A 21,225-nucleotide genomic window follows, 5' to 3' on the forward strand; every position below is an offset into this window, starting at 1 on the left:
GGAGGATCCACGTGCGCAGCATCAGCGTGCTCGCCAGCGACGGACCACGTACAGGACGCCGCTGGCCAGGAAGAGGGCGACGCTGACGAGCAGCCAGCGGGCCAGGAACGGCTGCTGGTCCTGCCCGGTCGCGGCCCGGTAGGTCGCCGGGCCCTGGCGGAGGATCCCGGGCAGGTAGACAAGGAACAGCAGCGCCGCGGCCAGCGCCGGCACGCGGAGGTGGTTCAGCAGCGACGGCCCGGGCGCCGGCCGGGCCCGTCGCTCGCCCACCGCCGCCCGCAGCGCCCGGTCGGCCGACGCGTAGATCGGGAACAGGACGAAATCGTGGGCGATCGCCGCGCCGACGAACCAGAGCAGCATCCGCCCGGCGGTCGCCTCACCGGCCAGCCGCAGGGCCACCCAGCCGGCCACGGCGAAGCAGCCGACGAGCAGCAGCAGGTGCCCTCCGGGCGCCCCGTACGCGGCCCGGAAACGCGCCGCGACGTCACGCATCGGTACGCCCCCGGAACTCGATCTCCGACACCCATTTGGTGCAGTGCACCCCGGGCAGCGCCGGGACGATCACCCGGGCGGGAAAGCCGTGGTCCGGGGTGAGGTCCACCCCGTTGACCCGCAGCGCGAGCAGCGAGTCGGGGTCGAGGACCTGGTTGGCCTGCAGGGTCGCCTGGGCGAACAGCCCCGCCTTCTCCAGCGATCGGACGTGGGCGGAGCCGAGCGCACCCGCCCCGACCAGCGCGGCGAGGTCGCGCAGCCGTACCCCGGTCCAGGTCTGCAGCGTCGACCACCCCTCCACGCAGGCGATCGGCAGCCGGGCGGTGTGCTGGGGCATGGCGAGCAGGGCGGCGCGGTCCAGGGTGGCCTGTCGCCCGTCGGCCCGCAGCGTCAGCCGCCAGCCGGCCCCGGTGTCGGCGGCCCCGATGCCGGCGGCCGCAGCCGTGCGGTTCACCGGGAACCCGGTCGGGCCCGTGCCGGGCTGCCGGCCCCGGGGCAGCAGCAGCGCGGTGCGGCGCCACCGGCCGTCGAGGGTCTGCCCGACGGTCAGGCCGGCCAGCAGCAGCGACAGGCCGCCGACCAGGGCGAGGGCGCCGCGCCGGCTCACGGTGGCCGGACCCGGCCGGGCGGCGACCAGCCCGTCGGGGTCCGGCGGCTCGGGTCGGGTGGCGTCGCGCGGGACGGTCAGCTCGGCGCGCACCGGCCGGGACCGCAGCGCGGTGAGCATCCGCCGCAGCTTGAGTGCCACGTGCGTGACGAGCGCGGCGACGAAGACCCACGCGCCGAAGTAGTGCGCGGTGTAGAAGTCGAACCCGAACAGGTACGCGTACTGGATGTCCAGCAGGCCGGTGGCGATCTCGAAGAGGATCCCGCCGACCAGCAGCAGCAGGGAGAGCCGTTCCAGCAGCTGTGCCACCGATCGGGCCGGCGGCCAGTCGAAGAGCTTCGGGATGACCGACCAGAGCTTGCCCAGCACGACCGGGATCAGCGTGATCCCGACCGTCACGTGCAGGCCCTGGGTGACCCGGAACAGCCAGGACGGGCGGGTGGGCCAGTCGAACGGCGGCAACCGCAGCCAGCCGACGTCGCGCGGGAAGGCCTGACCGAACTGCGGGCCGTAGGCCAGGTAGTCGAGCAGGCCGGTGAGGAAGACCAGCGGCAGGCCGACGAGCAGCACGAGGCCGTACACCGAGGTGAGCCACGGTCCGCGCAGCGGGCTGCGCCACCGTCCGTCGACGCCGCGCGCGCCGGGCGGCGGATGCTCCGCCAGCAACGCCCATCCCCGCCGGGGGAAGCCGTACGCCGGGCGGCCGGGCGGGTCGGTCCGCGAGCCGGGGCCCGGGTGGTCCGCGGGGGACGTACGGTCGGCGCTCACCGGCCCTCCTCCTGGCTGCTCGACGTGCCGGTCCACCGGCGGTGACGGGAGCCGCGCGTCCGGCGGCCGGCGCGGGCTTCTTCTTCGGCAGGCTACGGGCGGTGCCGGAGGCCCGGCGGGACTTGCCCGATTACGGAAGGCTTACCGGCGCCGGTGGACGACAGATGTTGTGGAATGACTACGGCTGTCGCAACGCGGCCCGCCGTGCCGGCGTGCCGACCTACGCTGGCGGGCATGCGGGTACTGGTCACCGGCGCGGCCGGGTTCATCGGATCGCAGGTCGCCGACCTGCTCGTCGCCGAGGGGCACGAGCTGGTGGCGATGGACGCGCTGCTGCCCCAGGCGCACGGCGGGGAGCTGCCGGAGTGGTCGCGGCGGCACGACCCGGTGGTCGGCGACGTCCGCGACCCCGAGCTGCTCGACCGGCTCCTGGCCGGGGTCGACGCGGTGTGCCACCAGGCCGCGATGGTCGGGCACGGACTCGACCCGTCGGACGCGCCGGCGTACGCCAGCCACAACGACTACGGCACCGCGGTGCTGCTCGCCGCGATGCACCGCGCCGGCGTGACCCGGCTGGTGCTGGCCAGCTCGATGGTCGTCTACGGCGAGGGGCGCTACGAGTGCGCCCGGCACGGCACGGTCCGCCCCGCCCCGCGCCGGTCAACCGATCTGGCGGCCGGCCGCTACGACCCGACCTGCCCGCACTGCCCGTCGACGCTCACCCCCGCCCTGGTGCCCGAGGACGCCCCGCTGGAGCCGCGCAGCACGTACGCCGCCAGCAAGCTGGCCCAGGAGCACCTGGCCGCCGCCTGGGCGCGGCAGACCGGCGGCGGGGTCTGGGCGCTGCGATACCACAACGTCTACGGCCCCCGGATGCCCCGCGACACCCCGTACGCCGGGGTGGCCTCCATCTTCCGGTCTGCGCTGGCCGCCGGCCGGCCGCCGCAGGTGCTGGAGGACGGCCGGCAGCGGCGGGACTTCGTGCACGTCAGCGACGTGGCGCGGGCGAACCTGCTGGCGCTGGCCACGCCGCCGCCGCAGCCCCTGACGCCGGTCAACGTCTGCTCCGGCGAGCCGCGCACCGTGGGCGAGCTGGCCGCCACCCTGGCCACCGCCATGGCCGGGCCGGCGCCGCTGGTCGTCGGCGGCGCCCGCTCCGCCGACGTGCGGCACGTCGTCGCCGACCCCCGCCGGGCGACCGACCTGCTCGGGTACACCGCCCGGGTCGGGTTCACCGACGGGGTCACCGCCTTCGCCACCGACCCGCTGCGCGAACCGGCGGCCCTGACGGTCTGACCGCCGGCGAGCCCTCCCGCTGGCCGCGTCAGGAGACCGTCCACAGCAGGTGGTTGACGGCGAGGGCGGTGCCGGCCTGCCCGAGGAGCCACCAGCGCCGCGTCGACGCCGGCAGGTGGGCGGTGGCGACCAGCAGCCAGACGGCGAACGGCAGCCAGATCCGCTCCACCTCGGCCTTGCTCAGCCCCGACAGGTCAGCGGCGAGCACCGCCACCGCCGCGGCCACCGGTAGCAGCACCGTCGGCCCGGCGGTGAGCGTCCGCCCGGCCCGGTCGCGCCAGCCCGCGCCGGGCCGGATCCCGGACCCGATCGCCCCGGCGCCGGCCGCCACCGCCCGGCGCAGCGCCGGGCCGAGCACCGGGCCGGCGGCGAGCAGCAGCGCCGCCACGTTCGCCCACACCCAGTAGCCGTACGGGCGGTCGGCCGCCCAGCCCTGGTAGTAGCGCTCCACGACCAGCCGGTAGCCGTCCCACCAGCGGAAGCCGGCCGCGGTGAAGGCGACTCCCACCACCGCGAGGCCGGCCGTCCCGGCGAGCAGCGCGGCGACCCGGCCGGCGGGCCGCAGCGCCAGCACCGCCAGCGCGAGCAGGCCGACCAGGACGAAGCCGTACGACAGATACAGCGCGAAGCCCAGCAGCAGCCCACCGGCGGCGGGCGCCACCCGCCCGCGTACCGCGAGCAGGGCCAGGCCCGCCGCGACCACGCCGGTGAAGAGCCCGTCGGCGGAGGCGCCCACCCAGACCGCCCCCGGCAGCAGCACCAGGAACGGCAGGACGGCGCGGGCGGCGTCGGCCGCGCCGAGCGCCCGCAACGCCACCGGTACGGAGATCGTGACGCTCGCCCCGACCAGGACGCACACCAGCGCGGCGGCCACCCCGCCGCCCAGCCCCACCCGGTCCAACCCCACGAAGACCAGCAGCGCCCCCGGCGGGTGGCCGGCGGTGTGGGTGGACCACGAGTCCGGCCCGAAGTCCAGGATCCGACCGGTGAAGCCGGCCAGCATCGCCGGAACGTCGGTGACCCCGGGCACCTCGTGCAGGTACTCCGCCTGCGGGGTGAGCCGCTCGGCGAACCCGGCCGACCAGCCGTCGACCAGGGCCAGCGCCAGCGTCCAGGCCACGGACGCCAGGTAGGCCGCGCCGAGCAGGGCGGCCCAGCCGGCGGTGCGGGCCCAGCGCGTACCGGCGCCGAGCACCGCGCCCGCGACCAGCACCGCAGCCGGGGTGCCCCAGCCCAGGTGTGGCCGCCAGGTCGCGTAGAGCGGGGCGGCGTCGGCGTACAGGCCGACCCCGCGGGCGTTGAGCAGCGCGCCGACCACCGCGGCGAGCGCGACCAGCGCCGCCTCGACCCCCAGCACGAGCAGGTCGGCTCGGGACCGGCCCGCCGGCGCCCGGACGGCGGCCGCGGGCAGCGTGGTCGCTCTCATGTCGACCGGACGGTACGGTCCACGCCGCGCCGGCGGCGGCCGAACGGTGCAAACGTCACCGTTCCGTGGGAAGGGGCGAGCGGGTAAGGGTCGATCCATCCCCGTTCGGGCGGATCCGGTCCTAGCGTCGGCGATATGCCGACCCAGATCGACGTGGTGCTGCCCTGCCTGGACGAGGCCGCCGCGCTGCCCGGGGTGCTCGCCGCGATGCCGCCCGGATACCGGGCGATCGTGGTGGACAACGGCTCCCGGGACGGCTCGCCCGAGGTCGCCGCCCGGCACGGCGCCCTGGTGGTGCACGAGCCCCGCCGGGGCTACGGCGCGGCCGTCCACACCGGGCTCGAGGCCGCCGACGCCGAGCTGGTCGCGGTCCTCGACGCCGACGGCTCCTTCGACCCGACCGAGCTGCCCGCCCTGGTCGCCCCGGTGGCCGGGGGCGCCGCCGACCTGACCGTGGGGCGGCGGCGCCCCGTCCGGGCCGGGGTCTGGCCGTGGCACGCCCGCGCCGGCACCGCTCTCGTCGCGGCGCTGCTGCGGCACCGGGGCGTACCGCTGCGCGACCTCAGCCCGATCCGGGTGGCCCGCCGCGACGCCCTGCTCGCCCTGGGCGTCGCCGACCGGGCCTTCGGTTACCCGCTCGAACTGCTGATCCGTGCCGCCGCCGCCGGCTGGCGGATCCGCGAGCTGGACGTCCGCTACGCCCCCCGGGCCGCCGGCACCCGGTCCAAGGTGTCCGGCTCGGTCCGCGGCACCCTGCGCGCCACCCGCGACTTCGCCGGCGTGCTGCGCAGCGTCCGATGACCGTCCTGCTCGTGATGGCCAAGGCGCCCGTGGCGGGCACCGTGAAGACCCGGCTGTGCCCGCCGGCCACCCCGGTCGGGGCGGCCCGGATCGCCGCCGCGGCGCTGCGGGACACCCTCGACGCCGTCCGCGCCACGCCGGGGGTGATACCCGTGCTCGCCCTGCGGGGACGGCTCGCCGACGCGGAGGAGGGCGCGGCGCTGACCGCGGCCCTCGCCGGCTGGACCGTCCTGCCGCAGCGCGGCGACGGGCTCGGCGACCGGCTGGCCCACGCCCACGCCGACGTGGCGGCGGCCTGGCCGGGCCGCCCGGTCCTGCAGATCGGCATGGACACCCCGCAGGTGACCCCGGCGCGTCTGGGCGTCGCGGTCCGGCGGCTGCTCACGGTCGACGCGGTGCTCGGCCGGGCCGTCGACGGCGGCTGGTGGGCCCTGGGGCTGCGGGACGCCCGGCACGCGGCCGCGCTGCGCGAGGTGCCGATGTCCACCGCGCAGACCGGGCGGCGCACCGTGGCGGCGCTCGCGGACCGGGGACTGCGCACCGCCCCGCTGGCCGTGCTGCGCGACGTCGACGAATGGCCCGACGCGCTGGCCGTCGCCGCCGAGGTGCCGGAGAGCCGGTTCGCCCGGGCGGTGGCGCCGCTGCACCACGCCCTGCGGCGCGGCGGCCGGCCGTGACCCTCGGCGCCCGCGCCGCGGGGGAGCTGCCGGCACCCGTCGCGGGTGGCGTCGCGACCCGGCCGGACGGCTTCGCCGCCGCGCTCGACCGCGCACGCGGTCGGCACTGGCTGCTGCACAGCGACGGGCGGCGCAGCTCGCTGCCGGTGGGGCGCTGGCACGGCCCGCCCGAGCCGGCGAGCGCGGTCGTCGTCGCCCGGTGCGCCGGCCCCACCCTCGACGTCGGGTGCGGCCCGGGCCGGCTCACCCTCGCGCTCACCCGGGCGGGACACACCGCCGTCGGCGTCGACGTCTCCGCCCAGGCCGTACGCCTCACCCGCCGCCGTGGGGCGGTCGCCATCCACCGGGACGTCTTCGCCCGGCTGCCCGGTGAGGGCCACTGGGCCCACGTCCTGCTGATGGACGGCAACATCGGCATCGGCGGGGACCCGGTCGCCCTGCTCGGCCGGTGCCGTGAACTGATCCGTCCGGAGGGGACCGTCATCGTGGAGCTGGAGCCGCCCGGGGCCGGTCTCTGGCGCGGGCGGAGCAGGCTGGCCAGCCTCTCCGCGGACGGGGAGCTACGCCGGAGCGGGACGTTCAGCTGGGCCCGACTGGACGCGGTCGCGGTGCACGACGTGGCCGCCGCCGCGGGCATGGTCGTGCCGGAGGTGTTCCGGGCCGGCCGGCGCTGGTTCGGCGAACTCGCCGTTCCCGTCCCGCCGGAGGGCGCCGTGCCCCGGGCGTGCCGCCGCGGCGGGTCGGCGCGGTCGGGGTAGCCCGGGACGGCGGCCCCGCTCGCCGGGGCGCGGTGGCCCAGCGACCTCCTACCGGGCCGACCGCGCCGGTATTCGGTTCACCTCCGTCGATCCGCCGATCGGCGTGTCCTCGCCCGCTCGCCCTGCGGCCGGACGGCCACCTGTGCATACTTGCGCGGTTGATGTTGATCCGGCGGCTCCCCGCCGGCCGCTGGACATGGGTGGTTTGTGGTGGCCGAGACGACGACGGCGAAGCGACGACCTTCGGGGAGCGGCGCGGCCGCGCCGATGGCGGACCCGGGCCTGCGGCAGTTGCTGGCGGGCCTGACGGCGGTCCGCGACGGTGACTTCGGCACCCGGTTGCCGGAGGACGGCGACGGGCTGCTCGGCGAGATCGCCACCGTCTTCAACGGCATGGTCGACCAGCTGTCCCTGTTCACCTCCGAGGTCACCCGGGTCGCCCGGGAGGTCGGTACGGAAGGGCAGCTCGGCGGTCAGGCCGAGGTGCCCGGCGTGTCGGGCACCTGGAAGGACCTCACCGACTCGGTGAACGCCATGGCCGGCAACCTCACCGACCAGGTCCGCGACATCGCCGAGGTGGCCACGGCGGTCGCCCGGGGCGACCTGTCGCAGAAGATCACCGTCGACGTGCGGGGCGAGATCCTCGAGCTGAAGATCACCATCAACACGATGGTGGACCAGCTGTCGTCGTTCGCCGACGAGGTGACCCGGGTGGCCCGGGAGGTGGGCAGCGAGGGCCGCCTCGGCGGTCAGGCCGAGGTGCCCGGGGTCGCCGGCACCTGGCGTGACCTCACCGACTCGGTGAACTTCATGGCCGGCAACCTGACCAGCCAGGTCCGCAACATCGCCCAGGTCACCACGGCCGTGGCCCGCGGCGACCTGTCGCAGAAGATCACCGTCGACGCCCGCGGCGAGATCCTGGAGCTGAAGAGCACCATCAACACGATGGTGGACCAGCTGTCGTCGTTCGCCGACGAGGTGACCCGGGTGGCCCGGGAGGTCGGCACCGACGGGCGGCTCGGCGGTCAGGCACAGGTCAGCGGGGTGGCCGGCACCTGGCGTGACCTCACCGACTCGGTCAACTCGATGGCCGGCAACCTCACCGACCAGGTGCGCAGCATCGCCCAGGTGGCCACGGCCGTGGCCCGCGGCGACCTGTCGCAGAAGATCACCGTCACCGCGCACGGGGAGATCCTGGAGCTGAAGAGCACCATCAACACGATGGTGGACCAGCTGTCGTCGTTCGCCGACGAGGTGACCCGGGTGGCCCGCGAGGTCGGCACCGAGGGTCGCCTCGGCGGTCAGGCCGACGTCAAGGGCGTCTCCGGCACCTGGAAGGACCTCACCGAGTCGGTGAACGTCATGGCCGACAACCTCACCGCCCAGGTGCGCAGCATCGCCGAGGTCACCACCGCGGTGGCCAAGGGCGACCTGACCCAGAAGATCCGGGTGGACGCCCGCGGCGAGATCCTGGCGCTCAAGGAGACCATCAACACGATGGTCGACCAGCTCTCCGCGTTCGCCGACGAGGTGACCCGGGTGGCCCGCGAGGTCGGCACCGAGGGGCGGCTCGGCGGTCAGGCCCGGGTCTCCAACGTCGGCGGCACCTGGAAGGACCTGACCGACAACGTCAACGAGATGGCCAACAACCTCACCAACCAGGTGCGCTCCATCGCGCTGGTGGCCACCGCCGTCGCCCAGGGCGACCTGAGTCGCCAGATCACCGTCGAGGCCAAGGGTGAGGTCGCCGTTCTCGCCCAGACGATCAACACGATGGTCGGCACGCTCGGCGCCTTCGCCGACGAGGTGACCCGGGTGGCACGCGAGGTGGGCACCGAGGGCCGGCTCGGCGGCCAGGCCCGGGTGCCGAACGTGGCGGGCACCTGGAAGGACCTCACCGACAACGTCAACTCGATGGCGAACAACCTGACCGGTCAGGTCCGCAACATCGCCCAGGTCACCACGGCCGTGGCCCAGGGCGACCTGACCAGGAAGATCGACGTTGACGCGCGTGGGGAGATCCTCGAGCTGAAGACCACCATCAACACCATGGTGGATCAGCTCTCCAGCTTCGCCGCCGAGGTCACCCGGGTGGCCCGGGAGGTGGGCAGCGAAGGCCGCCTCGGCGGCCAGGCCGAGGTCGAGGGCGTCTCCGGTACGTGGAAGCGCCTCACCGAGAACGTCAACGAGCTGGCCGGCAACCTCACCCGGCAGGTCCGCGCCATCGCCGAGGTGACCAGCGCCGTGGCGACCGGCGACCTCACCCGGTCCATCACCGTCGACGCCCCCGGCGAGGTCGGCGAGCTGAAGGACAACATCAACTCCATGGTGGAGTCGTTGCGCGAGACCACCCGCACCAACCAGGAACAGGACTGGCTCAAGACCAACCTGGCCCGCATCTCCGGACTCATGCAGGGCCACCGCGACCTCGACGTCGTCGCCGGCCTGGTGATGAACGAGCTGGCCCCGCTGGTCGCCGCGCAGCTCGGCACGTTCCTGCTGGTCGAGGAGACCGCCGACGGGATCGCCCTGCGGGTGGTCGGCGGCTACGGGCACGACGCCACCCGCCGCCGGTACGCCCTCGGCGACTCCCTGGTCGGCCAGGCGGCGCTGAGCAAGCGGGCGATCGTGGTGGACGCCGTACCCGCCGACTACGTCACCGTCTCCTCCAGCCTCGGCGCTGCCGCGCCGCTGCACCTGGTGGTGCTGCCCGTGCTCTTCGAGGACCAGGTCCTCGGGGTCATCGAGCTGGCCAGCATGAGCCGCTTCACCGAGATCCAGCGCGACTTCCTCGACCAGCTCACCGAGACCATCGGCGTCAACGTCAACACCATCGTCGCCAACGCCCGGACCGACGTCCTGCTCACCGAGTCCCAGCGGCTCGCCGCCGAGCTGCGGGCCCGCTCGGAGGAGCTGCAGGCCCGCTCCGAGGAGCTGCAGCGGTCCAACGCCGAGCTCGAGGACAAGGCGGCCCTGCTGGCACGGCAGAACCACGACATCGAGACGAAGAACTCCGAGATCGAGCAGGCCCGCCAGGAGCTCGAGGCCCGCGCCCAGCAGCTCGCGCTCGCCTCGAAGTACAAGTCGGAGTTCCTGGCGAACATGAGCCACGAGCTGCGTACACCGCTGAACTCGCTGCTGATCCTCGCCCAGTTGCTCGCGCAGAACCCGAACCGGAACCTGACCGGCAAGCAGGTGGAGTACGCCACCGTCATCCACTCCGCCGGCACCGACCTGCTGCAGCTCATCAACGACATCCTCGACCTGTCCAAGGTCGAGGCCGGCAAGATGGACATCAACCCGGAGACGTTCGACCTGTCGGTGCTGCGCGACTACGTCGACGCCACGTTCCGCCCGTTGACCACCCCGCGGGGCCTGGAGCTGGACATCGTCACCGGCCCGGACGTCCCCACCCGGCTGCACACCGACGAGCAGCGGCTGCGGCAGGTGCTGCGCAACCTGGTCTCCAACGCGGTCAAGTTCACCGAGCGGGGCCGGGTGCAGCTGCGCATCGAGCGGGCCCGGCCGGACGAGCTGCCCGGCGGCATCGAGCTGGGGGAGGAGCCGATCGTCGCATTCCGGGTCATCGACACCGGCATCGGCATCGCCGAGCAGCACCTGACCGCCATCTTCGACGCCTTCCAGCAGGCCGACGGCACCACCAGCCGACGGTACGGCGGCACCGGCCTCGGCCTGTCCATCAGCCGGGAGATCGCCCAGCTGCTCGGCGGCCAGATCACCGCGCAGAGCGTCCTCGGTCAGGGCAGCACCTTCACCCTCTACCTGCCGGTGACCGTCTCCGGTCCGCTCACGTCCGACACCGCCTCCGGCGCGGTCGCCGGCCACCCGGCGGCCTCGCCGGAGCCGGACACCCACCGGCGGGCGGAGTCCCGGCGGCTGCTGGTGCTGGAGCCCCACGAGAAGGGGCTGCTCACCGTGCTGGCCCAGGGTGTCGCCGCGGAGACCGGCAGCCCGGTCGAGGTGTCCACGGCGGTGGACGCCGCCTCGGCGGTGGAGGCGCTCACCGCTCACCGCCACCGCCTGCTGGTGCTCCGCCTCGACCCGTCCGACGACAGTGGCACCGCCCTGCTCAAGGCGCTGACCGACAACCCGGACCTGCGCGGCGTGCCCGTGTTGGCGTACCACGGGCATCCGCTGACTCCGGGCCAGGAGACGCTGCTGCTGGCGCTGTCCCAGGACCGGCCGATGGAGATCCTGCGCGGCCTCGACGACCTGCGCGCGCGGATCGCCCTGCACCTGACGGTGGACACCCCGGAACGCGTCGTGCCGTTCCCGTCGCCGGCCGTCGACCCGATGCCCGTCAGCGACCCGCTCGCCACGGCGCTGACCGGCCGCAAGGTCCTCGTCGTCGACGACGACGCCCGCAACGTCTTCGCCCTGACCAACATCCTGGAGCTGCACGGCATCGACGTCGTCTACGCCGAGAACGGCCGCAAGGGCATCGAGACGCTGATGCGCCACGACGACATCGACCTCGTCCTGATGGACGTGATGATGCCGGAGATGGACGGGTACGCGGCCACCGCCGCGATCCGCGCGATGCCCCGCTACGCCGACCTGCCGATCATCGCCGTCACCGCGAAGGCCATGCACGGCGACCGGGAGAAGAGCATCTCCTCCGGCGCCAGCGACTACGTCACCAAGCCGGTCGACGCCGACGACCTGCTGCACTGCATCCACCGCTGGCTGACGAGCTGACCCGGGACGACCGCTTCGCCGACCCGACGTCACCCACCAGCAGCTGCTCGTCGTGGCCCGGCCGACGACCGTTTTCGGCCGGGCCCGTCGATCAGCGGGGCGATGGCGATGTCCAGCGCCGTCTCCAGGTAGCTGACGTTTCCGGTCGCCATCAACAGCCCGACGCCGCCCTGCACCGCCGCCAGGATCGATGTCGCCAGTGCACCCGGTGACGACATGCCGGCTCGAACGGCACCGGCCTCGAGACGGGCGTGCCAGTCCTCGAGCAGCGACGCCACCAGCGGTCCGATCCGCGGATCGGAGTCGGCCAGTTGGCTGGTCAGCGAGCGTAGCGGACACTCCCGCCCCTGTTCGCGATACTTCCGGACGACGACCGAACGCCAGACGACCCAGGTGGGCGGTGGCCCGAGCTGGTCCAGGGCCGGCTGCTGATCGGCGATGACCTGGGCCGCCTCGTGCGCCGCGACCGCGTAGAGCAGGTCGCCCCGGCCCCCTGGGAAGTAGTGGAAGAGCTGGCTCTTGCTGGTCGCCGTCACCGAGCGGATGTCGTCCAGCCCGGTGTGCTCCACCCCTCGGGCGCGGATGAGCGCCGCGGCCCCCGCCACGATCCGGTCCCGGGTGGCCGCGCCCTTGGGCGTCAGGGGGCGCGTCATGTGACCCAGCGTACCCCTTCTGGACTTGACGGTCCAAAAATGCCCGAGGCATTCTTTGGACCGTACGGTCCATAAACGGTGAAGGGGTGTGTCGTGGCAGGAAGACTGGACGGGCGTACGGCGCTGGTGACCGGGTCGACCAGCGGCATCGGACGCGTGATCGCCACCGCGTATGCGGCCGAGGGCGCCTACGTGATCGTGACCGGGCGCCGGGTCGACGAGGGTGGGAAGCGGGTCGCCGAGATCGCCGAGGCGGGCGGCCGGGCGACGTTTGTCCCGGCGGACCTGCGAGACGGCGAGGGAGTGGCGGCACTGGCCCGGACGGCCCTGGCTGCCACCGACGGCCGGATCGACATCCTGGTCAACAACGCCGCCGCGCTGGTCGGTGGCCGGGCGTCGACGGAGACGGACGAGCGCATGATCGACAGGGTGCTGGCCACGAATGTCAAGGCGCCGCTGTTGCTGGCGTCCGCGCTCGTGCCCCCGATGCTCGACCGCGGCGAGGGTGTCATCGTCAACGTCGGCTCGATCAACGGCATGATCGGGATGAACGGGGCTGCTCTGTACGGCGCGTCGAAGGCCGCGTTGCACTCGCTGACGAAGTCATGGTCGGCCGAGTGGGGCCGGCGTGGTGTCCGGGTCAACACCGTGGCGCCCGGTCCGACCGAGACGGAGTGGAACGAGGGGCTGCGCGACCAGTTGAAGCGCCTGGTGGACACCTCGCCCAGCGGGCGGTTGTCCGGCGCGGCCGAGGTCGCCGCCGTGGCCGTGTTCCTCGCCAGCGGCGACGCCTCGCACCTGCACGGCGTCACGATCCCGGTCGATGGCGGGATGACCGCGGTCCGTGGTTTCATCTGACGCAACGGTTGGGGTGTCCGGGGTGGAGGCGCCGCCCATCCTGGCCACTCCGCCGGGGTCAGGGTTTGCGGGCCACCGCGGCGTACATCGAGGCCTGCGCAGCAGGTGTCCGCTGCTCCGGCGGGTCGTCCGGCCGCCACTCGGTGACCGGGCTGATGCCCGGCGGGATCAGGTCGAGCCCGTCGAAGAACGACGCGAACTCGTCCCGGGCGCGGAACGCCATGTCGATCATGCTGGTGGCGGCGGACGGCGCGGCGGTGGCCGCGATGTGCCGGGGCACCAGATCCGTGGTGGCGTGGGAGATCACCAGGTAGCTGCCGGAGGGGAGGGCCTCGACGAGCCGGCGGGTCACCCCGTACGGGTCGTCGCCGTCGGGGAGGAAGTGCAGAATGGCGACCAGCATCAGCGCGACCGGGCTGGTGAGGTCGAGCGTTGCCCGCAGGTCGGGATGCCCCAGGATCCGCTCCGGGTCGCGCAGGTCGGCGTCGACGTAGGCGGTGGCGCCGTCGGGCGCGCTGGTCAACAGGGCGCGGGCGTGCGCCAGCACGATGGGGTCGTTGTCGACGTAGACGACCCGCGACTCCGGCGCGACGAGCTGGGCGACCTCGTGCATGTTCGGGCTGGTCGGGATGCCGGTGCCGATGTCGAGGAACTGCCGGATGCCGGCCTGCTCGGCGAGGTGGCGGGTGGCTCGCTGCATGAACCGCCGATTCTCGATCACCGTGGTGCGGATCGCCGGGTACGCGGCGGCCACCGCGTCACCCGACTCCCGGTCCGCGGCGAAGTTGTCCTTGCCGCCGAGCCAGTAGTCGTAGCGGCGGGCGGCGTGCGGCACCGTCGGGTCGATCCGCGCCGACGGCGGGACGTCCGCCGGCAGGGGTCGCCCGCCCGATCCGAGCGACTCCGACGTGGTCTCGGCCACCGCGACCTCCAGGGGCTGTGGGAACGGCACGGCGATCGTACCGACCCGACGGCCGCCCGGCGGCCCCACCGTATCCGTGATGGTGGATGCCGGCGGGTGGCCCGGGGAGTACGCGACGCGGCGCGCGCCCCCGATCACCGGTCTCCGTCCGCGTGCTGGCGGGTAGCGGTGTGGGTGCCGGGCACCGTGGTCGGATCCGCCCGGGCGTGGACAGCTGCGCATTGTCCGGGCGCCGCTCTCGGCGGTCACCGTCCGCCCCTCGTCGGCCCGCCCCCGGACCGCCGCTCCTGTTCGGAGGCCCCTGGTGGCCGTCGCCGCGATCGTCGGGAACCAGGTGGGCTACCTGTTCGGCAAGCGGGTCGGGCCGAGCCTGTTCCGCCGGCCCAACTCGGGGCTGTTCAAGCAGGAGAACGTCCGGCGGGGTCGAGGAGCTGACCACCCGCGGCGCCGGGAAGCCCGGTGCCACGCTCCTGTGCGCGGGCCGCCGCCGCGATCAGCGTGGCCCGCCGGTGGGGCAGGAGTCTTCGGGGTCGACGGCGCGCATGATGCGGCTGCCCACCTCGCGCAGTTGCCGCTGCTGCGCCCTGGTCAGCGGGTCGAAGACGAGGCGGCGGACCTCGGCCACGTGCCCGGGCGCGGCCTCGACGACCTTGGCCCAGCCCGGCTCGGTGAGGATGGCCAGGGTGTACCGGCCGTCCGTGGGATCCGGGGTGCGCCGGACCCAGCCGCGCGTCTCCAGCCGCCCGACGACCTGGGAGAGTCGGGACAGGGAGCCTTCGGCGAAGACCGCCAGCTCGCTCATCCGCATCGCGCGTTCGGGGGACATGGAGAGGCCGGCCAGCACCTGGTACTCGAAGTGGCTGAGCCCCGCGTCACGCCGCAGCTGCGCGTCGAGCGCCGCCGGCAGCCGGACCAGCAGGCTGATCAGGGCCAGCCAGGTCCGATGCTCCTCGGCGTCCAGCCAGCGCGGCTCCTGCGGTGTCTCCATGCCTCCGAGCATAACTTCACGCCTGAAGTAATGCAGGACACGGTTGACTTGAAGCTTGAAGTGATGGAAGCGTACGGTTCGCTCAACGTTTGAAGTCATCTCGCGGTGGGAGCCGTCATGAACATCGTTTTGTGGATCATCGCCGGCGTGCTGGCCGCCGCCTTCCTCGGCGCCGGGCTGCTCAAGCTCAGCCAGCCGAAGGAGAAACTGGCCGCCTCCGGGATGGGATGGGCCGAGAGCTTCGGCGCCGGGACGGTCAAGCTCATCGGTGCGCTGGAGGTCCTCGCCGCCGTCGGGCTGATCCTGCCGGCGCTGCTGGACGTCGTGCCGGTGCTGGTGCCGCTGGCCGCCCTCGGCCTCGTGCTCGTCATGATCGGCGCCGCGGTCACCCACGCCCGCCGCAAGGAGTCCCAGGCGATCGTCATCAACGTCGTCCTGCTGATCCTGGCGGTCGTCGTGGTGTGGGGCCGGTTCGGTCCGTACTCCTTCACCTCCTGACCGACGCGGGCCCGGCCGCGGCCGGCGCTTCCTAGAATCGCTGCCATGCCGCGGATCGTGCAGTTGCTGGCCTCGCCCGTGCACCGCTACGTGGGCCGGCCCGCGGACGGACCAGCGCCGGCGCCCCCCGGTGAGCTGGTGTCGGAGATCCACGTCCGCGCCGGCCTCGGCATCGTCGGCGATCGGTACTTCGCCAAGCCGGCGCACCGCGACGCGAGCGTCACCGTGATCGCGCAGGAGTCGCTGCCGCCCGGCGTCGATCTGTCGCAGGTCCGGCGCAACATCCTCACCACCGGCATCGCCGTCGACGGGCTGGTCGGGTCCGTGCTGATCCTGGACTCGGGGCACGGTCCGGTCAGCCTGCGCGTCCGCAGACCGGCGAACCCGTGCGCCTGGATGGACGCCACCATCGGTCCCGGCGCGTGGCGGGCGTTGCGGGGCCGGGGCGGGGTCCGCTGCGTCCCGCTCACCGACGGCGTCCTGCGCGTCGGCCCGGTCGAGGTCAGGATCAGCCGCGAGGTCACCGGGGAGCGGCGTTCGCACCCGCTCTGAGCTGCGGATGGTTGCCTTTTGGCAACGGTCGCGAAGTTTACAACGATGTGTAGCCTTCTCCCCGTGACCGAGGACCCCGTGGCATCCGAGTCGAGCCCCCCGACTCCCGGTCCCGTCGTCGGCGTGGCGCTGATGTCGCAGGACTTCAGCGCCGCCACCGTCACCGCCCTGCGTCACCGCCTGACGGCCGCGGTGACCGATGCGGGCCTCGCCGGCGACGCCGGCTACGACTTCGTCCTCGCGGTGCACGAGCTGGTCACCAACGCCGTACGCCACGGCGGCGGCCACGGCCACCTCGACCTGCGACGCCAGGACGACGTGCTGATCTGTGAGGTCACCGACCGGGGCGCCGCCGCGGGCAGCCTGCCCGTACGGCTGCCCGCCGCCGATGTCGCCGGCGGACGCGGGCTCTGGCTGGCGCACCAGCTGGCCGAGGGGCTCATCCTCGCCCGGGGGCTGCACGGCCTCACCGCCACCGTCACCGCCTGCTTGTCCCCGGCTGAAACCTCGGCCGGCATACCCGCCACCGCACGTCGGCATGACGAGCCCGACGGGTCCGTGGCGGACGACGAGCAGTGACGACGCTCAGCTCAGCTGGCGGCACCGGATCCGGGTGGCGCCGGACGGGGAGATCGACGTCGACGGCGATCCGGCCTTCGGACCGGGCTACGGGATTGGACCCGGCGGCGGTGGGAAGGCGGCGTCCCACCGGTGCGCTCGACGAGCATCATCAGGTGTTCGCAGGAGGAGACATGGCCGACCGCAGCGACGGCTACCAGCAGGCCCTGGAGACCGCGGAGCAGCTTCTCGGCGCGCCGCTGTCGGTCCCGCTCGGCGGCGGTGAGCCGGCCGCCGGGGCGGACTTCCGACGGCTGGCGACCATGCACACCTTCGGCGACTCCTGGTCCCGTCCCGGGCTGGACACCCGTACCCGGAGTCTGATCTCGGTCGCCATCGCGGCGACCCTGGGCACCCACGAACCACTGCGGGGGCAGTTGCGGATCGCGCTGACGGCGGGCGTCACCAAGGGGGAGATCGTCGAGCTCTTCATCCACCTTGAGGCCTACGCGGGGGCGGCCCGGGCGTTCGACAGCTACCAGACCGCGGTCGCCGTCTTCGGCGAGACCGCCTGAGCCAGACTGCGCCGGCGTGGCCGGGCCGGCCGGCCGCGGGGCGCGGTGCGGGGCCGCCATCGCGCGGGACCCACGACTAGCACGACGGCTCGTGGCGAAGGCTGTCCCGACGAGGACGGCCAGCTGCGTGGCATCGGCGAACGTCCGGGCCTGATCAGCACCGGCGAACCGTTACCGCGGGATCGGGTGCGGCACCGTAGAGTCTCGCCATGATCGAGATCGACAACGAAGTCGGCCTGTCCCACCCCGCTGACCGGGTCTGGCGCGCGCTGACGGACCGGGAGCTGCTCGCCCGGTGGTTCACCGAGGTGGAGGTGATGGCCGGAGCAGGGGGACACCTGCTGCTGTGCACGGCCGGGCTGCCCGGTTTCGACGCCGCCGTGGATGCCGAGGTGACCGAGCGGCGGGAGCCGGAGCTGCTGGAGCTGCGGTGCGACGAGGCTGGTCGACGCACCCGGCTGACCTGCGCCATCACCCCCACCGCCGAGGGCTGTCGGCTGTCGGTGCGCGAGGCCCCGGAGCACGGCACGTGGCCGGCCGAGCAGCGGGTCCGCCGCGAGGCGACTTACCAGCAGGTCCTGACCGGGCGGTTGCCGGCGATCCTCGACTGGTTGGCCTTTCAGCAGGTCGACCTGCGACGCGGCGAGCCGGGGGAGACCGCCCAGCTGCCCGCCATCGGGACGGTCGGCGACGCGCCGGAACCGGCCGGCCGGAGCCGCCGCCCGGTGCTGATCGCGGCGCTGGCCGGCGCCGCCCTGGCCACCGGGCTGGCGGTGTGGGCCGTGCTGCCGACCGAGCGGCAGCCCGCCGCCGGATCGGACCCGGCGCCGCTGCCGGTGCCGACCGCCGCGACCGCCGCGACCCGCACATCCCGGGCGGCCGCCTCCGCCCCGACCGGGCCGACCACCAGCACCGCCGTCGCCCGCCCGACCCGGTCCGCGGCGAAGCCGTCGCGCGTCCCCACCGCGGCCCCGCCCCCGGCCCCCGGCCTGACCGCCCGCTACACCACCGTGTCGACGCGGATCTTCGGCTACACGGGCGAGGTGCTGATTGACAACCCGGGCGGCGCCCCGGCGAAGGACTGGACCGTGGTCGTGACGCTGTCGAAGGGCGGCACGGTCGCCGAGGCCAGCGGGGCCGACTGGCGGCAGGACGGGCAGGCCGTCACCTTCACCGGGCCGCCCGTACCGGCCGGCGGGTCGCATACGTTCACCTTCGACGTCCGTGACCCGCTCACCAAGGCCCCCGAGGGCTGCACGATGGACGACGCCCCGTGCGCCGATGCCGCCCCGACGCCCTAGGTGTCGGGACCGGTGCCCGCCGGGCGGCGCGTGGTACTCAGGCCCGCCGCCGCCCGGCGCACGAATGACCGATCCCCCGTGCGGGTACGCGACGGCGATGACACGCGGGAAGGATGACGTGCGATGAAGGTCAGAAGCTCCCTTCGTGGGTTGAAGCGGAAAGTGAACTCGATCGTGGTACGCCGCCGGGGCAAGGTCTTCGTGATCAACAAGGCGGACCCGCGCCAGAAGGCCCGGCAGGGTGGAGCGACACCGACGCCGGCCGGGTACAAGGTGCCCGCGCCGGCAGAGACCGGATGAAAGACCCGCCAGCCACCCCGCCGCGCGCTCGTCAAGGCCCGGCTCCACCGGCGGGGGAGTCCGGCAGGGCGTAGCCGAGGGTCTGCGGGAGGGTCTCGGGACGCTGCCGGGGATGCGGCGGTGGTTGATCAGGGATGTCGCCATCTCTGGCTACCCGAAAGTAAATACGTACGCCTCGGCGCCGGGCTCGAGGAACGTAATCTCCAGGGTCCGTTCGCGGACCGCGTCGTGCTCGCGTGCGAGCTGGTACAGGCGGCCGTCCCGGAGCAGGCCGTTGCCGTCCTCGTCGACGTCGACGCCGTGTGACAGGCCCGGGGCTTCGCCGTCGAGGAGCACGCGGAAAGGGATCGACTCTCTCGCTCCGGGAGACAGCACGAGATGCGCGTCGCGCGCGTGGAATCGGTAGGCGATGCTCCCGCCGGCCTGGTCGAGCACGACATTCTCAGACCCGATCGTCCACTCGCCGGCGAGGGCCCAGTGGTTGACGCGCAGACTCTCGGGGAACTCGTAGGCGCGGCGTTCGTCGAACGCCGCGCCGTCCGGTGACGCGAAGTGCTCGCTACGGGAGTAGCCGAGATAAGTCTCGGGCGTACGCAGGTGGTCCCAGTCGGCCTCGGCCTCCACACCGAGCCCTTCGACCGGGACGAGTTCGCGCTCGATGCCGAGCAGCCGCTGGATGACGCGCTCCGATTGCTCGTAGCGTCCTTCGCCGAAGTGGGTGTCGCGGATGATGCCGTCCGCGTCGACGAAGTAGAGCGCCGGCCAGTAGTGGTTGTCGAAGGCGCTCCAGATTTCGTAGTCGTTGTCGACCGCAACCGGGTAGTCGATCGCTCGCGCCATGATCGCCTGTCGCACACGGTCGATCTCGTGCTCGAACGAGAACTCCGGCGTGTGGACCCCGATGACGACCAACCCGTCGCTTCGGTAGGCCTGCGACCACGCGCGGACGTAGGGCTCCTGGCGCAGCCAGTTGATGCACGTCAGCGTCCAGAAGTTCACGAGGACGACGTGACGGCGCAGCTCGGCGGGGCCGAGTGGCTCGGAGCTGAGCCACTCGGTCGCCCCGCCGAGCGAGGGCATGTGCTGACGTTCGACCACGGTCAGCTAGCGAAGCGATCGGAAGCCGGCACGAACCTCTTCTGAAAGGAGTTGCGGCTGTTCCCAGGCCGCGAAGTGCCCGCCCTTGTCGAGCCTGTTGTAGTGGATGAGATCGGGATACGCCTGCTCTGCCCAACTCTTCGGGGCCTGATACATCTCGTCGGGGAAGACGCTCACTGCAGCCGGGACGGAGACGCCCTTGGCGGAGAAGAAGGAGAGCTTGTTCTCCCAATAGATCCGAGCCGCGGAAACTCCCGTGTTCGTCAGCCAGAAGAGCGTGATGTTGTCGAGGACATCGTCTCGCGTAAGGCCGACGGGTTGTCCGGCGAAGGCCTGGCAGATCAGCTCCAGGCTGGCGGCGTCATGGTCGATCATGTAGCTCGCCAGAGCGATGGGCGAGTCCGCGAATCCGGTCAGTGTCTCCGGGCGCGTCCCCATCATGAGAGCGTAGGCGGAGTGCTTCCAGAAGAAGTTCAGCTGCTCGCACGCCCGCTTTTCCTCGTCGGAGAGGTTGGACGGCAGCGAGGCCAGCGCGTTGCCCGCTCCGGTGATGTCGGACTGGAGCAGCGTATCGATGTCGGGCGGAAAGATGCCCGGCATGTTGGTGTGAATGCCGAGCAGTTCCGGTGGCGCCTGCAGACCCATGACATCCGTGATGAGCGCACCCCAGTCGCCGCCCTGGGCCACGAATCGCGTGTAGTCCAGGCGCTTCATCAGTTCGATCCAGGCGCGCGCGATGCGCTCGGGTCCCCAGCCGGGCGTCGTCGGCTTGCCCGAGAAACCGAAGCCGGGCAGCGACGGAATCACTAGATGGAAAGCGTCCGACGCGCTCGCGCCATGTGCCGTGGGATTGGTGAGCGGGTCGACGATCTTCAGCTGTTCGATGATCGAGCCGGGCCAGCCGTGCGTGACGATGAGCGGCAGCGCGTCCTCGTGCTTCGATCGGACGTGGATGAAGTGGATGTCCAGCCCGTCGATCTCGGTGATGAAATTCGGTAGGGCGTTCAGCCGCGCCTCGACCTTGCGCCAGTCGTACTCCTTCTCCCAATAGCGCGCGAGTGCCTGGCTCGTCTCGAGCGGTACGCCCTGTGACTGGTCCGGGACGGTCTCCTTCTCGGGCCAGCGCGTGGCCGCGATACGGGCCCGCATCGCGGCGAGTTCCGCCTCGGGGATCTCTATCGCCAACGGCCGGATCTCTGCGACGCTCGGTCGCGCTTCGGTCTTGACAGCCACGGTAGGCCTCCTTCTCGTTTTGAGCTCATTGGAGGTGGAGCGGGGCTTTATGCCCTCCTACCGTGACAAACGGCATGCCCGGGCTCCTGTCCTGCGAGGGCATCTTGGATGAAGGCGCTGCCCGGACTTGTGTCAGTTCGACAGA

The 21,225-nt window shown here is 73.1% G+C and carries 20 protein-coding genes and 1 pseudogene; 13 read left to right on the forward strand and 8 right to left on the reverse strand.

Translation table 11 applies throughout. The features are described 5' to 3' along the window. Positions 1-21: 21 nt before the first annotated feature. Together EV384_RS19345 and EV384_RS19350 are read right to left on the reverse strand one after the other, a co-directional pair. Complete coding sequence (locus EV384_RS19345; RefSeq protein ID WP_130335299.1) at positions 22-492, reverse strand: hypothetical protein; 471 nt, start codon at positions 490-492, stop codon at positions 22-24. Beyond that, positions 485-1,765, reverse strand: a complete 1,281-nt coding sequence (locus EV384_RS19350; protein ID WP_242624502.1) for a molybdopterin-dependent oxidoreductase — start codon at positions 1,763-1,765, stop codon at positions 485-487. Before EV384_RS19350 ends, EV384_RS19345 begins: the two co-directional genes overlap by 8 nt. Positions 1,766-2,101: 336 nt before the next feature. On the opposite strand from EV384_RS19350, the gene EV384_RS19355 reads away from it, so the two are divergent. Then, positions 2,102-3,163 carry an NAD-dependent epimerase/dehydratase family protein gene (locus EV384_RS19355; RefSeq protein ID WP_130335303.1) on the forward strand — a complete coding sequence of 354 codons (1,062 nt, stop codon included), beginning with the start codon at positions 2,102-2,104 and terminating at the stop codon, positions 3,161-3,163. A gap of 28 nt (positions 3,164-3,191) precedes the next feature. On the opposite strand, the gene EV384_RS19360 is transcribed toward EV384_RS19355, so the two are convergent. Then, the gene (locus tag EV384_RS19360) at positions 3,192-4,589 is read right to left on the reverse strand and encodes a hypothetical protein (protein WP_130335305.1); all 1,398 of its coding nucleotides are present in this window, start codon (positions 4,587-4,589) and stop codon (positions 3,192-3,194) included. Positions 4,590-4,724: 135 nt separating this feature from the next. Here EV384_RS19360 and EV384_RS19365 point away from each other — a divergent pair, with 135 nt between their 5' ends. The 4 genes from EV384_RS19365 (at position 4,725) to EV384_RS19380 (ending at position 11,544) form a co-directional block, all read left to right on the forward strand. Next, positions 4,725-5,390, forward strand: coding sequence for a glycosyltransferase family 2 protein (locus tag EV384_RS19365; protein ID WP_130335307.1), 666 nt, complete (start codon positions 4,725-4,727; stop codon positions 5,388-5,390). Further along, positions 5,387-6,067 (forward strand): TIGR04282 family arsenosugar biosynthesis glycosyltransferase, encoded by a 681-nt coding sequence (locus tag EV384_RS19370; RefSeq protein WP_130335309.1) that lies wholly within the window; start codon positions 5,387-5,389, stop codon positions 6,065-6,067. Before EV384_RS19365 ends, EV384_RS19370 begins: the two co-directional genes overlap by 4 nt. Then, positions 6,064-6,825, forward strand: a complete 762-nt coding sequence (locus tag EV384_RS19375; protein WP_423202908.1) for a class I SAM-dependent methyltransferase — start codon at positions 6,064-6,066, stop codon at positions 6,823-6,825. The genes EV384_RS19370 and EV384_RS19375 overlap by 4 nt, the downstream gene beginning before the upstream one ends. A 210-nt stretch (positions 6,826-7,035) precedes the next feature. Then, positions 7,036-11,544 carry a HAMP domain-containing protein gene (locus tag EV384_RS19380; RefSeq protein ID WP_479724757.1) on the forward strand — a complete coding sequence of 1,503 codons (4,509 nt, stop codon included), beginning with the start codon at positions 7,036-7,038 and terminating at the stop codon, positions 11,542-11,544. Positions 11,545-11,573: 29 nt separating this feature from the next. Here the strand turns inward: EV384_RS19380 and EV384_RS19385 are convergent, their stop codons facing one another. Then, entirely contained in the window at positions 11,574-12,197 is a 624-nt protein-coding gene (locus EV384_RS19385; RefSeq protein ID WP_130335313.1) for a TetR/AcrR family transcriptional regulator, read from the reverse strand. Between the two features lie 93 nt (positions 12,198-12,290). Between EV384_RS19385 and EV384_RS19390 the strand changes: the two genes are divergently transcribed. Next, on the forward strand, positions 12,291-13,055 hold the full coding sequence (locus EV384_RS19390) for an SDR family NAD(P)-dependent oxidoreductase (RefSeq protein ID WP_130335315.1): 765 nt from the start codon (positions 12,291-12,293) through the stop codon (positions 13,053-13,055). A 58-nt stretch (positions 13,056-13,113) separates the two neighbouring features. Here the strand turns inward: EV384_RS19390 and EV384_RS19395 are convergent, their stop codons facing one another. Beyond that, positions 13,114-13,932: an SAM-dependent methyltransferase gene (locus EV384_RS19395; RefSeq protein WP_242624504.1), complete on the reverse strand. Its 819-nt coding sequence runs from the start codon at positions 13,930-13,932 to the stop codon at positions 13,114-13,116. A 361-nt stretch (positions 13,933-14,293) separates the two neighbouring features. Between EV384_RS19395 and EV384_RS37085 the strand changes: the two are divergent. After that, a pseudogene (locus tag EV384_RS37085) lies at positions 14,294-14,392 on the forward strand (DedA family protein); the annotation flags it as partial. A gap of 78 nt (positions 14,393-14,470) precedes the next feature. Here the strand turns inward: EV384_RS37085 and EV384_RS19405 are convergent. Continuing rightward, the gene (locus EV384_RS19405; protein ID WP_130335317.1) at positions 14,471-14,965 is read right to left on the reverse strand and encodes a MarR family winged helix-turn-helix transcriptional regulator; all 495 of its coding nucleotides are present in this window, start codon (positions 14,963-14,965) and stop codon (positions 14,471-14,473) included. Between the two features lie 117 nt (positions 14,966-15,082). On the opposite strand from EV384_RS19405, the gene EV384_RS19410 reads away from it, so the two are divergent. From EV384_RS19410 to EV384_RS19435, 6 genes are all read left to right on the forward strand, one after another. Then, positions 15,083-15,463, forward strand: a complete 381-nt coding sequence (locus tag EV384_RS19410) for a DoxX family protein (protein WP_130335319.1) — start codon at positions 15,083-15,085, stop codon at positions 15,461-15,463. 45 nt (positions 15,464-15,508) lie between these two features. Then, positions 15,509-16,015: a molybdenum cofactor biosysynthesis protein gene (locus tag EV384_RS19415; RefSeq protein WP_130335321.1), complete on the forward strand. Its 507-nt coding sequence runs from the start codon at positions 15,509-15,511 to the stop codon at positions 16,013-16,015. A gap of 63 nt (positions 16,016-16,078) precedes the next feature. Further along, positions 16,079-16,594 (forward strand): ATP-binding protein, encoded by a 516-nt coding sequence (locus EV384_RS19420; RefSeq protein WP_165439985.1) that lies wholly within the window; start codon positions 16,079-16,081, stop codon positions 16,592-16,594. 173 nt (positions 16,595-16,767) lie between these two features. Next, positions 16,768-17,148 carry a carboxymuconolactone decarboxylase family protein gene (locus EV384_RS19425; RefSeq protein WP_130335325.1) on the forward strand — a complete coding sequence of 127 codons (381 nt, stop codon included), beginning with the start codon at positions 16,768-16,770 and terminating at the stop codon, positions 17,146-17,148. Positions 17,149-17,357: 209 nt separating this feature from the next. Continuing rightward, positions 17,358-18,449: an SRPBCC family protein gene (locus tag EV384_RS36770; protein WP_130335327.1), complete on the forward strand. Its 1,092-nt coding sequence runs from the start codon at positions 17,358-17,360 to the stop codon at positions 18,447-18,449. A 123-nt stretch (positions 18,450-18,572) separates the two neighbouring features. Continuing rightward, positions 18,573-18,749, forward strand: coding sequence for a 50S ribosomal protein L36 (locus tag EV384_RS19435; RefSeq protein ID WP_130335329.1), 177 nt, complete (start codon positions 18,573-18,575; stop codon positions 18,747-18,749). A 150-nt stretch (positions 18,750-18,899) separates the two neighbouring features. Here EV384_RS19435 and EV384_RS19440 read toward each other — a convergent pair whose 3' ends face one another. Then, a complete protein-coding gene (locus EV384_RS19440) occupies positions 18,900-19,847 on the reverse strand; it encodes a redoxin domain-containing protein (protein ID WP_242624163.1) in 948 nt (315 codons plus the stop codon). A 6-nt stretch (positions 19,848-19,853) separates the two neighbouring features. Then, positions 19,854-21,080: an epoxide hydrolase family protein gene (locus EV384_RS19445; RefSeq protein WP_130335331.1), complete on the reverse strand. Its 1,227-nt coding sequence runs from the start codon at positions 21,078-21,080 to the stop codon at positions 19,854-19,856. Between the last annotated feature and the right edge of the window lie 145 nt (positions 21,081-21,225).

It is taken from the genome of Micromonospora kangleipakensis, assembly GCF_004217615.1.
In the GTDB taxonomy this organism is placed as follows: Bacteria; Actinomycetota; Actinomycetes; order Mycobacteriales; family Micromonosporaceae; genus Micromonospora; species Micromonospora kangleipakensis.